Origin of the sequence: Collinsella sp. CM84Y_54, assembly GCF_036317945.1 — a bacterium.
GTDB lineage: Bacteria > Actinomycetota > Coriobacteriia > Coriobacteriales > Coriobacteriaceae > Collinsella.
The window spans coordinates 40,460-52,191 of sequence record NZ_JAWQCX010000004.1; the positions used below are offsets into that span (position 1 = coordinate 40,460).

The 11,732-nt window shown below is 60.1% G+C and carries 11 protein-coding genes and 5 tRNA genes; 12 read left to right on the forward strand and 4 right to left on the reverse strand.

Annotation, left to right across the window (positions count from 1 at the left end; genetic code table 11):
- Nucleotides 1–88 precede the first annotated feature (88 nt).
- The 8 genes from gyrA (at nt 89) to typA (ending at nt 6,887) form a co-directional block, all read left to right on the forward strand.
- Nucleotides 89–2,800, forward strand: a complete 2,712-nt coding sequence (gyrA, locus tag V2391_RS07220; RefSeq protein WP_329738931.1) for a DNA gyrase subunit A — start codon at nt 89–91, stop codon at nt 2,798–2,800.
- A 300-nt stretch (nt 2,801–3,100) separates the two neighbouring features.
- Nucleotides 3,101–3,177 (forward strand) — tRNA-Ile (locus V2391_RS07225).
- A gap of 67 nt (nt 3,178–3,244) precedes the next feature.
- Nucleotides 3,245–3,320 (forward strand) — tRNA-Ala (locus V2391_RS07230).
- A gap of 4 nt (nt 3,321–3,324) precedes the next feature.
- Nucleotides 3,325–3,401, forward strand: a tRNA-Ile gene (locus V2391_RS07235).
- Nucleotides 3,402–3,560: 159 nt separating this feature from the next.
- Nucleotides 3,561–4,061, forward strand: a complete 501-nt coding sequence (locus V2391_RS07240; protein WP_329738796.1) for a bifunctional nuclease family protein — start codon at nt 3,561–3,563, stop codon at nt 4,059–4,061.
- Nucleotides 4,062–4,451: a hypothetical protein gene (locus V2391_RS07245; protein WP_329738797.1), complete on the forward strand. Its 390-nt coding sequence runs from the start codon at nt 4,062–4,064 to the stop codon at nt 4,449–4,451.
- Between the two features lie 30 nt (nt 4,452–4,481).
- Nucleotides 4,482–4,931 carry a hypothetical protein gene (locus V2391_RS07250; protein ID WP_035136509.1) on the forward strand — a complete coding sequence of 150 codons (450 nt, stop codon included), beginning with the start codon at nt 4,482–4,484 and terminating at the stop codon, nt 4,929–4,931.
- Between the two features lie 117 nt (nt 4,932–5,048).
- On the forward strand, nt 5,049–6,887 hold the full coding sequence (typA, locus tag V2391_RS07255; RefSeq protein WP_055287536.1) for a translational GTPase TypA: 1,839 nt from the start codon (nt 5,049–5,051) through the stop codon (nt 6,885–6,887).
- Nucleotides 6,888–7,016: 129 nt separating this feature from the next.
- On the opposite strand, the gene V2391_RS07260 is transcribed toward typA, so the two are convergent.
- From V2391_RS07260 to V2391_RS07275, 4 genes are all read right to left on the reverse strand, one after another.
- Nucleotides 7,017–8,162, reverse strand: a complete 1,146-nt coding sequence (locus tag V2391_RS07260) for a polymer-forming cytoskeletal protein (protein ID WP_329738798.1) — start codon at nt 8,160–8,162, stop codon at nt 7,017–7,019.
- A 106-nt stretch (nt 8,163–8,268) separates the two neighbouring features.
- Complete coding sequence (locus V2391_RS07265; protein ID WP_329738799.1) at nt 8,269–8,958, reverse strand: trimeric intracellular cation channel family protein; 690 nt, start codon at nt 8,956–8,958, stop codon at nt 8,269–8,271.
- A 335-nt stretch (nt 8,959–9,293) separates the two neighbouring features.
- Nucleotides 9,294–9,384, reverse strand: a tRNA-Ser gene (locus tag V2391_RS07270).
- A 48-nt stretch (nt 9,385–9,432) separates the two neighbouring features.
- Nucleotides 9,433–9,523 (reverse strand) — tRNA-Ser (locus tag V2391_RS07275).
- A 506-nt stretch (nt 9,524–10,029) separates the two neighbouring features.
- On the opposite strand from V2391_RS07275, the gene rpsF reads away from it, so the two are divergent.
- The 4 genes from rpsF (at nt 10,030) to rplI (ending at nt 11,711) form a co-directional block, all read left to right on the forward strand.
- A complete protein-coding gene (gene rpsF / locus V2391_RS07280; RefSeq protein WP_006235831.1) occupies nt 10,030–10,323 on the forward strand; it encodes a 30S ribosomal protein S6 in 294 nt (97 codons plus the stop codon).
- 48 nt (nt 10,324–10,371) lie between these two features.
- A complete protein-coding gene (locus tag V2391_RS07285) occupies nt 10,372–10,824 on the forward strand; it encodes a single-stranded DNA-binding protein (RefSeq protein WP_006235830.1) in 453 nt (150 codons plus the stop codon).
- Between the two features lie 71 nt (nt 10,825–10,895).
- Nucleotides 10,896–11,162, forward strand: coding sequence for a 30S ribosomal protein S18 (gene rpsR, locus V2391_RS07290; RefSeq protein WP_117778657.1), 267 nt, complete (start codon nt 10,896–10,898; stop codon nt 11,160–11,162).
- Nucleotides 11,163–11,177: 15 nt separating this feature from the next.
- Nucleotides 11,178–11,711: a 50S ribosomal protein L9 gene (gene rplI / locus V2391_RS07295; protein ID WP_329738800.1), complete on the forward strand. Its 534-nt coding sequence runs from the start codon at nt 11,178–11,180 to the stop codon at nt 11,709–11,711.
- The last annotated feature ends 21 nt before the right edge of the window (nt 11,712–11,732 follow it).

An 11,732-nucleotide genomic window follows, 5' to 3' on the forward strand; every position in this document is an offset into this window, starting at 1 on the left:
GGAAAAGCCGTCTCCGTGGTAGGGAACTAATGGACCACGCAAACCATGAGGAGGTAACGTGGCAGACGATATCAACAACAACGAGGGTATGGACGAGGCCGGCGACGCCGGTATGCCCGATGATCTGAAGCGCCTGCTCGCCCGCGCTGAGCAGGACGAGGACGGCAATCCGGATTCCTATAACCCCGACGCCGAGGATGAAGAGGAAGAGGATGACGACGCCGAGCTCGAGGAGAGCTTCGGCGCGGTCGATCGTGGCGCCTCAGCCGGCGAGGATATCAACGGTGGCCAGCTCCAGATTTCGGAGTTCGGCCGCGAGATGAAGCAGTCGTTCATCGAGTACTCGATGTCGGTCATCACGGCGCGCGCCCTGCCGGACGTGCGCGACGGCCTAAAGCCGGTGCACCGCCGCATCCTGTACGCCATGAACGAGAGCGGCATCTACCCCAACCGCCCGCATAAGAAGTCGGCCTGGACGGTCGGCGAAGTTATCGGCAAGTACCATCCGCACGGTGACTTCGCAGTCTACGAGGCCATGGTTCGTCTGGCGCAGTGGTTCTCCATGCGCACACCGCTCATCGATGGCCACGGCAACTTCGGCAACATCGATGGCGACGGCGCGGCGGCAATGCGCTATACCGAGAGCCGTCTGGCAAAGCCTGCCATGGAGCTGCTGCGCGACTTGCAAAAGGATACCGTCGACTGGCAGCCCAACTACGACGAGTCGCTCGCCGAGCCCGTGGCACTGCCCGCGCGCTTCCCCAACCTGCTGGTCAACGGCAGCCAGGGCATCGCTGTCGGCATGGCCACCAATATCGCCCCGCATAACCTCACCGAGGCGATCGAGGCAACCTGCTACCTGATCGACAATCCCGATGCTACCGTCGACGAGCTTATGCAGATCATGCCCGGTCCGGACTTCCCCACTGGTGCCATCATCATGGGCAGCGCCGGCATTAGGCAGAGCTATGAGACCGGCCGCGGCTCCATTACCGTGCGTGCCAAGGCCCATGTGGAATCCACCAAGACCGGCCGCAGTCGTCTGGTCTTTACCGAGATTCCCTACATGGTCAACAAGGGCACCCTTCAGGAGAAGATCGCCCAGCTCGTCAACGACAAGCGCATCGAGGGTATCTCGGATATGCGCGATGAGTCCAACCAGAAGGGTATCCGTCTGGTCATCGAACTCAAGAAGGGCGTCATCCCGCAGGTCGTGCTCAACAACCTGTACAAGTACACCTCGCTGCAGACGACCTTTGGCGCCAACAACCTGGCGCTTGTCAACGGCGTTCCCAAATGCCTGAGCCTGCGCGAGATGCTGCAGCACTATATCGACCACCAGGTCGACGTCGTCACCCGCCGCACCCGCTTTGACCTCAAGAAGGCCCAGGCGCGTGCCCATATCCTCGAGGGCTACCTGATGGCTCTCGACCATATCGACGAGGTCATCAGCATCATCCGCTCCTCGCAGACCGACTCCGAGGCCAGCAGCCGCCTGATCGAGCGCTTTGGCTTTACGCCCGAGCAGACTACGGCCATCCTCGAGATGAAGCTGCGCCGCCTGACCGGCCTGGAGCGCGAAAAGATTCAGGAAGAGCTGGACGGCTTGCGCCGCGCCATCGCCTACTACGAGGACCTGTTGGCGCACGAGGAGAAAATCCTGGGCGTCATCAAGGAAGAGATGCGCGAGATTTCCAAGAAGTTCGGCGACAAGCGCCGCACCGAGATCAGCCACGTCGAGAAGGACCTGGACGTCGAAGATCTGATTGCCGACGAGGACATGGTCGTGACCATCACCCACACCGGCTACGTCAAGCGCATCCCGGTGGCTGCCTATCGCGCCCAAAAGCGCGGCGGCAAGGGCGTGTCGGGCGTCAATCTCAAAGAGGACGACGTTATCGACGAGATGTTTATCGCATCCACGCACGAGTACGTGCTGTTCTTCTCGAGCAAGGGTAAAGTCTATCGCCTGAAGGTGCACGAGCTGCCGGTCGGTACGCGCCAGGCGCGCGGTACCGCGATCGTCAACCTGCTGCCCTTTGAGGAAGGCGAGAAGATCGCGAGCGTCATCAGCTGTCGCGAGTTCCCCGCCGACGAGTACCTGATGTTTGCCACCAAGAGCGGCATGGTCAAGAAGACCGTGATGAGCGCCTACGACCGTAGCCGCCGTGATGGTCTGATCGCCATCAACCTGAGGGACGACGACGCGCTGCTCGCCGTGCGCCGTGTGCGCGAGGGCGACAAGATCATCCTGGCCACCACTGCGGGCAAGGCGATTATGTTCCCCGAGGACCAAGTTCGCGCCACGGGACGCGACACCAGCGGCGTTCGCGGTATTAGCATGAAAGACGGCGTGGGCGTTTTGGGTATGGAGGTTACCAACGGCAATGGTGACCTGTTTGTCATCACCGAGCGCGGCTACGGCAAGCGCACGCCGGTCGCGGATTACCCGGAGCAAAACCGCGGCGGTCAGGGCGTCTACACCATCCAAATGACCGAGCGCAAGGGCAACCTCGCGGCCATGAAGACGGTGGGCCCGCAGCACGAGCTGTTCATCGTGACGGAAGGCGCGACGGTCATTCGCGTCAAGACCGACGAGATCAGCCAGACCGGCCGCGCCACCCAGGGCATCAAGATGATGACCGTCGACGACAACGACCGCGTATGCGCCGTAGCCCGCATGACAGCCGCCAAGGAGAAGCCCGAAGGCGAAGCCGCAGAAGACGGCTCTGCCCCCGAAGAAACCCCAGTCGACCTGGGCGACGGCAACGACATGCCAGAGGATCTCCTAGACGAGTAAGAGGTCCTAGCTGATAAAAATCATCAGACCCCTTATATCGGCGGTCGGCGCACTGCGCGCCGACCGCTTTTTTGACAATCTTGAACCCGCGTTCGCCCCGGCCGCGTGGCGGCACATAAAGTCGATCGCGAGTTCCGCACGAGCCGGAGAGCACTTAATGTGCTCTCCGTGCGAGTCAGGACTGTCCGAGCAGGCGACTTCATGTGCCGCCACGCGGCCGGGGCGAACCCCTCCCAAAGATTTTCAAAAAAAGTTGTTGACGCGCGCGTAACGACTCGTCTAATATATCCCTTGCGCGATGGACCTGTAGCTCAGTTGGTTAGAGCGTCCGGCTGATAACCGGGAGGTCACAAGTTCGAATCTTGTCAGGTCCACCACTTTCTTTCGCAATAAACACCCCAGCGAGAGCCGAGTCGCCGCTGGGGTGTTTATTACTGTCTCCGTGGGGGTTTAGCTCAGCTGGGAGAGCGCGGGCTTTGCAAGCCTGAGGTCAGGGGTTCGATCCCCCTAACCTCCACCATGATGGACCTGTAGCTCAGTTGGTTAGAGCGTCCGGCTGATAACCGGGAGGTCACAAGTTCGAATCTTGTCAGGTCCACCATCAAAACTGTGAAGAGCCCCGAGGTATTGCCTCGGGGCTTTTTTCTTGTGTGTTATAAAACTCATTTTGGTTTTGTGTGCTGTGCGAAAGATTGGGTAGTATAGCAATTCAATGTGGCGAAGGCGCCGCGTGTTAACCGCTACGTACCGGAGGTGTTCCATGGTTCGTGTCGACATAGAGACCATCGTCATGGCCGCCGGTCCCGTGCCATCGCTTATCGTGCTTCGCGAGCGCTGCAGCAAATCGGACTCCCCTGCGCCGCTGCGCTCCCTTTCTATCCAAACTGGTTCGTTTGAGGCTGCGGCTATTAGCCGCGGTATCGACAGCGGTCGTGCCGAGCGCCCGATTGCCCATGACCTGCTGCTCGACACGCTCGATGCCCTGGATGCAAAACTCGAGCGTATCGAGATTGTCCGTGCCGAGCCTCCCGTGTTCTACGCGACGGTCGTTGTTTTGGCCGACGGCAGCGAGCACGGCATCGACGCCCGTCCGAGCGACGCCATCGCCCTCGCCGTGCGCAGCAATGCCCCCATGTTTGTGGAGGATGACATCATGAACCGCCTGGGGACTGTCTCTCCGGTCGCCGAGGAAATCGATGACGAGCAGGAATTTGAGAAGTTCGACGAGTTCGTCCATACGCTTTCGCCCGATGATTTTTAAATGACGGGTAGCCATGAGACGGAGTGTGCACTGATGGAGCGTGGCGTCTCGGCCGAGGCCGCCGCCATTGCCCGCGAGGCCCAGATGCGCTCGGAGGCATCCGAGGCTGCACGCATCGCCTACGTGACGCAGGCCCGTACGCTTCGCGAGCGCCGTGCCTCCTTTATCAAGATGGTTGCCGTCTCTGCACTTGTCGCGGCAATCTCATCGCGCCTTCGTGGTACAGTTGGTGCGCTTGGGTTTTCGATTTCGACGGGCTTAGTCATCTGGGGCGTGGTCGATGCCGTGATGTTGACCAACCAGATTAAGGTTCTCGATAAGCGTGCGGCCGATATGACGCGCGTCCGCGACGCCGCCGCCAAGATCGCTGCCGAGGCGCAAGAGATGTAACGACGCCGGACTCGATGGGAAGGTCTAAAAATGGCACAGGATATGCAGGACGCCGGAAACGTCTCCGCCGAGCTCGACGCCATGGTGTGCGACCTCATCGGGGCCTTTTTGGACGATCTCGCCGCTGGTGAGAACCCCGGCGTTGTCGTTGCGATCGAGGACGCTGCGTCCAACCGCTATCTGGCGGCACTCGACGAGGACGGCGAGGAGGCATGCCTCGAGGCTGCCACCAACTTTATCTCCGAGCACAAGATGGGCCTTAAGGACGAGGGCCTGGGCCGCATCGCCCGCTATGCCATCGGTTACACCGGGTGTGTCGAAATTGACGGCGGCTACCATGACGCCCTGCTCGTGAGTTTCTTTGAGACGACGCTCGAGAGCGGCTTTTCGGCATACGTACTGTACGAGGGTGTGGGCGCCGGCGATGGTTTTATGTGGAGCGACCCTGAACCTGCAGGTGAGGAAACCCCTCTAATCTAAAATCGCTAAAATAAACGAGTTTTCGGTAAAAGGCTCAATATTCCCGCTGAGCGTTGTGTTGCTGGGCGGGTCGCATACGCGTGCCGGTTGTATATAGATAGAAGATAGGGGAACTACATGCGCGTAGACAATCTGAGGAACATCGCCATCATCGCTCACGTCGACCACGGCAAGACGACGATGGTCGACAAGCTCCTGCGTGCCACGGACGCCTTCCGTGCCAACCAGCAGGTCGAGGACCGCGTCCTGGATTCTAACGACCAGGAGCGCGAGCGTGGCATTACGATTCTCGCCAAGAACATCTCTATCGAGTACAAGGACGTCAAGATCAACGTTATCGACACCCCGGGTCACGCCGACTTTGGCGGCGAGGTCGAGCGCGTGCTGCGTATGGCCGACGGCGCCCTGCTGCTGGTCGACGCTTTTGAGGGCCCCATGCCCCAGACCCGCTTCGTGCTGCGTCATGCCATCGACACCGGCCTCAAGATCATGATCGTCATCAACAAGATCGATCGTCCGGGCGCCAACCCCGAGAAGGCTTACAACGACTGCCTGGACCTGATGGCCGACCTGGGCGCCACCGACGACCAGCTTGAGTTTGCCATGGAGCACGTGGTCTACGCTAGTGCCATGAATGGCTTTGCCCGCCTTGACCCCAACGACGGAAACATGGACATGTATCCGCTGCTCGATATGATCATCGACGACATGCCTGCACCCGAGGTTGACGAGAACGCCCCGCTGGCCATGCAGTGCGTGACCATCGATCACTCCAACTTCGTTGGCCGCATCGGCATCGGTCGCGTGTACTCCGGCGCCATCCACCAGGGCGACCAGATCCTGGTCGTCAAGAACGACGGTTCCAGCGCCACCGCTACCGTCAAGCAGCTCTTTACCTTCGACTACCTGGGCCGTACCGAGTGCCAGGAAGTCGGCGCCGGCGACATCGCCGCCGTCGTGGGCATCGACCGCACCGATATCGGCGATGTCTACACCGACCCCGAGAACCCCGTCGAGCTCGAGCCTATCGAGATCGACCCGCCGACCCTGTCCATTGTCTTTGAGGCCTCGACCTCCCCGCTCGTCGGCCGCGACGGCGATATCGTGGGCGCCCGTCAGCTCAAGGAGCGTCTGTTCAACGAGGCCGAGAACAACGTGACCATGAAGATCGAGGAGCTCGAGGACAAGAGCGGCGTCGAGGTCTCGGGCCGCGGCATTCTGCACCTGTCCGTTCTGATGGAGTCCATGCGCCGCGAGGGCTTTGAGTTCCAGGTCGGTCGTCCCCGCGTTCTGTTTAAGAAGGACGAGAACGGCAACAAGATGGAGCCCGTCGAGCAGGCCGTCGTCGAGTGCCCGGACGAGTACTCGGGCAAGGTCGTTGAGGTCTTCGGCACCTCCGGCGGCATCATGACGAGTATGGATACCTCGGGCATCGTGACGCACCTCGAGTTTAAGATCCCGACCCGCGGCATCATGGGCCTTAAGAACCGCATCATGAACGTCACTCACGGCGAGGGCGTGTTCTACCACACCTTCCTGGAGTACGGCCCCTATGCCGGCGAGATCGGCAACCGCCAGAACGGCGCCATGATCTCCATGACTACCGAGAAGGCCGTTGCCTACGCTCTGGGTACGCTGCAGGAGCGCGGCCAGCTGTTCGTTGAGCCGGGCACCGAGTGCTACGAGGGCATGATCGTGGGCGAGCGCAGCAAGGCCGGCGACATGGTCGTCAACATCGCCCGTACCAAGAACCTGGGCAACCAGCGCTCCTCGACCTCCGATATCTCCGTCCAACTGGTGCCGCCCCGCACCTTCTCGCTGGAGGAGGCGCTGGAGTACATCGCCGACGACGAGCTGGTGGAGATCACTCCCAAGAACATCCGCCTGCGCAAGCGTCTGCTCAATGCCACCGACCGCAAGAAGGCCGCCGTCCGCGCCGGTCAGGTCAACAAATAAGCGCTGAGCTTTATAGCGACTAACAAGAAAGGGCGCCGACCGCAATGGTCGGCGCCCTTTTTGGTGCACGGGGATTGAGTTGGTCTGTACCACCGCAAAGGTGCCTTGCCCCTTTGCGGTGGTTGGCGGTTAGGCGGAGGGAAGGCCCGGGGTGTTGGCGGTCTGCTGCGGCTTGAGGCGGGCGTTGCGCCAGATGATCTGGATGGCGTAACCGAGCGTAAAGACGAAGGCTACGCCGCTGACAAAGCTGCCCATAAGGGGGAGTGCCGTGAGTGCGCCCGCGGCGATACCGCCCACGGCGGCCATGGCGTAGCGGTTCTGGTTGTGTCCGACCATGCGTGCGATCGCGGTGCCCGTAAATGCCGCCGAGACTAGGGCGATACCGATTACGGCGCACATGAGGGCTCCGGCGAGTGACAGGCCTGCAATCGAGATGATGAGCAGCAGGACGGCGGGAATGGCGGCCGCCGTGCCCAAAAGACCGCTCACCCACAGCGGCGTGGGACGCTGGCGGAGCATGCCGGCGGCACTGGTGGTCGCACGCGGAAAGACGAGCTCAAGGAGGATCGCGACAAAGCAGGTGGAAAGCGCCGCGGCAACGATGCCGCCGATGGTGTCGTTAATCGTAGAGGTGTTCTCGTTCTCGGTGCGGTCAATCTTGAGGGCCCCGACCTGAGCGCCCTCGGCCCGCTCGGGATCCTCGGAGATATGGGCGTTCACCGTGCCGGTGATGTGAGCGTTTTTACCCAGGATGAGTTTGTCGGCCCAGACCTCGACATCGCCATCGACAGTGCCGTCGATAGTTACCGTACTGCCCGCGAGTGCTGCCGACTTGGCGGAGCCGCGCAGGGCAACCGTCTCGCCCATCGCGTAAAAACAGTTGGCGGCGCTACCGGTGTTGAGCACGACGTGCTGACCGGCTACCGTCATGCTGCCATCGATGGCGGTTTTGGAGATGTCGATGGTGCGCGCCGCCAGGCGAACGGCTCCGCCTACGGTGCAGTCGCGAATCGATAGGCTGTCGCCCGCCGCGATAATATCGCGGTCGATAGAGGCATCGTCCAGGTTAAGGTTTTGGCCGGCCCAGTACAGGTCGCCCTCGGCGCCAGACGGAGTTGAGTCGGCTTCGGTTGCGAGTACGTTGCCCGCGGTGTCTGTGCCGGCGAACGACGCCGTGGGCAGTACGGTCAGCGCAAGCGCAATCAGTGCGAATAGGAGGACGATGCGGGCCCGCGCTTTACGGCGCTGGGTCGACGGTGCTAGGTTGCAGGGCATAGTGAATCCTTCGTTAGATACTCGACATGTATCTAACAGGGTACCCAACGCGCAGGCGCTCTAAAAGAACCTCTCGGTTGCATTTCGAAGGGTCGTGCCGCGCTGTCTACTTTTTGCGATGCAAAAAGCGCGCGATGTCTTCTTCGGTGGGGCTTTTGATGTCAAAGCGCAGCGAGAGCCAGCGCAGACCCATGGTCACGATAACGCATACGACCAGCGCGGCGACATTGCTCATGATGTCGCTCATAACGAGACACACATAGCTTGTCGATCCGGCGATGGCGGCGATGGCATAAAAGTTAGTACGTTGGAAAATGCCCGGAACCACGCCCATAAAGCCGTCGCGCAGCATGCCGCCGCCCACCGCGGTGAAGAAGCCCATCATGATGCATACGGCGGGTGCAAATCCGTAGACCAGCGCCTTGTCCGCGCCGGTTGCCGCATAGATGCCGACCGAGATGATATCGAGCAGGGGAATGAGTTTATCGGGCTTGTCGACAATCGCCGGGAAGATGTAGATGATGGCCGCCGTGGCGATGGAGAGCGGCAGCGCCATTGGCTGGTTGAGGATATAGACGTTGCCGACCTGGAGTGTCATATCGCGCAAAAGACCGCCGCCCAGACCGCAGACCACCGCGAGCGCGACCGCGCCCACCAGGTCGAGCTTGTGTTCGCGCGCAACCAGCACACCCGAGATCGATGCAGCGACAACGGCGAACATCTCGAGCCAAAATGGGATAGCGACCATGGCATCCGAGGCATGTGAGGTAACGGTTACAGCGGCGACGACGGGCAAGATGGGGTCCTTTGAGTTGCGGGTTTGGACAATGCCCGTACATAGTACATGTTCGGCGCCGATTGCGACCCTATTGCTCGGCAAACGGTCGGGGCTGGGTTGATGCTGAACGCGATGGGGGCGTGGCTGAATAGGAGGGATGTCCAAATTTTGAGCGAAGCTCAAAATTTATCCGGTCGGCTGGCGCCGACCGCGCTGCGCTAAAAACGCGCCACGGGCGCGTTTTCTTTACGCTCCGCGCCCTGTTGGGTTCGAATCCCTCCTCCTCCGCCGTATTTGCTTGTTAGGGACTCAAAACAAAAAAGCCCCCAATCTGGGAGCTTTTTCAACAAAAATGGCGGAGGAGGAGGGATTCGAACCCTCGTGACCTTATACAGGCCAAACGGTTTTCGAGACCGCCGCATTCAACCACTCTGCCACCCCTCCGCGTGGGGTAAAAACAAAGCAGGCTCTAGGGCCTGCTTTGGAATTAACTGGCGGAGAGTCAGGGATTTGAACCCTGGAGACGCTTTTGACGCCTACACGATTTCCAATCGTGCTCCTTCGGCCACTCGGACAACTCTCCGTTAAATGCGAAAGTCAGTATACACGAGGAATCGAAAAGTGCAAACAGAAAACTTGGCATTTTTTAAACCGCTCGCTCCGCGGCCGTATCCGGCATGCGCCAGATAAGTACTAAAAAAGCATCCTGACCAGCCAGATCCCTCTCGATAACCTGTTCAAAATAGGTATTCATGAATGACGTGGCGGCGAATTTTAAAATTTTGAAGCAATCGATCGAACCGGTGGCATGCATTTTGCGACCACAACCCTGCAATCGACAACCTGCGGTTTGGCTCAGGTTGTCCTCGCCGCGGCGTATCTTACTATCGAATCCGTCAAGCTCTTGGTCAGCATTTGGTTGGAATACGCGAGAAGTGCCGTGTAAGCATGGACATATGTGGAGGTCATGAGGTTGTAGCTGCATATTCTTGCAGCCTGGGAGGTTGAAAGATATTATTACCAAGTCTTTTCCTGCTTCAGGCGCACCTTCACGACCTGAAGCCACATTTGCCCAGAGGAGGTGACAATATGAAGGCTTATGAACTGCTGTTCTTTGTTGACCCGTCGCTCGACCCCGAGACTCGTCTCGCTGTTATGAAGCGTATCGATACCACGATCGCTGAGGGCGCTGGCAAGGTCGACTCCGTTGACGAGTGGGGCAAGCGCAAGCTCGCCTACGAGATCAACGACCTCACCGATGGTGACTACACCCTCATCAACTTCCACGCAGATCCTACCCAGATCGCCGAGCTTGATCGCGTCCTGCGCATCACCGACGCTGTGGTCCGCCACATGATCGTCCGTCGCGACGACCAGGAGTAAGACTGTCGTTTTGGACTGGGCTTGTGCCCCAAGAGGAAGTAGTGAGTTATGAGCATCAATCGAGTGAACATCACCGGTAACCTCACCCGCGATCCCGAGCTGCGCGCCACCGCCGGCGGAACCCAGGTTCTGTCCTTTGGCGTCGCCGTGAACGATCGTCGCCGCAATGCGCAGACTGGCGAGTGGGAGGACTATCCCAACTTTGTCGACTGCACTATGTTTGGCACCCGCGCCGAGGCCGTGAGCCGTTTCCTGGCAAAGGGAAACAAGGTCGCGATCGAGGGCAAGCTGCGCTACAGCTCTTGGGAGCGCGACGGTCAGCGCAGGAGCAAGCTTGAGGTCATCGTCGATGAAATCGAGTTTATGAGCTCCCGTGGTGGCCAGGGTGGCTACGATCAGGGCGGTTACGCCCCCGCAGCTCCCGCGCCCGCAGCGCGTCCTGCCGCACCGGTGGCTACGCCGCCCGCGGTCGACGTCTACGATGAGGACATCCCGTTCTAAGGGTTGTTCGCCTATTTTGAGTGAGAGGCGGCTTCGGCTCGCCGAAGTTGCCAAATGAAAGGTATTTTGACATGGCTAATGATTATTCTGCACGTCAGCCGCGTCGTAAGTACTGCCAGTTCTGCAAGGAGAACACTGAGTTCATCGACTATAAGGACACTCAGCTTCTCCGTAAGTACATGACCGACCGTGGCAAGATCAAGCCCCGTCGCGTCACTGGCGCTTGCACGCAGCATCAGCATGACATCGCCAACGCCATCAAGCGCGCCCGCGAGATGGCTCTCCTGCCGTACACCGTCCCCGTGGTTTCCTCTCGTGGCAACCGCGACCGCGGCTAAGAAGGGAGACGCATCATGAAGGTTATTCTTCTCGATGAGATCAAGGGCAAGGGCGGCGAGGGTGACGTCGTAGAGGTCGCTCAGGGTTACGCTGAGAACTTCCTGTTCCCCAAGAAGCTCGCTGTTGCCGCCACCAAGGGCAACCTCAAGCAGCTCGACGAGCGTCGCAACAACATCGCCAAGCGCGAGGCCGTCCGTCTGGCTACCGCCAACGAGACCAAGGCTGCCTTCGAGGGCAAGCAGGTCACCGTTGACGTCAAGGTTGGCGACGAGGGCATCCTCTTTGGCTCCGTTACCGCCGCTATGATCGCTGACGCCATCAAGGATCAGCTCGGTATGGACATCGACCGCAAGCGCGTCGAGCTCGGTAAGCCCATCAAGGTTGCCGGTGCCCACACCGTCGCTATCTCGCTGTACCGCGAGATCAAGGCCGAGGTTGTCGTTCTCGTCGGCGTTACCGCCGAGGAGCTCGCTGCCGAGGTTGAGGTTGAGGAGACCGCTGAGGTCGCCGAGGCCGCCGAGGTCGAGACCGAGGCTGCTGCCGAGTAGCATTTGCTGCAACGCAACAAT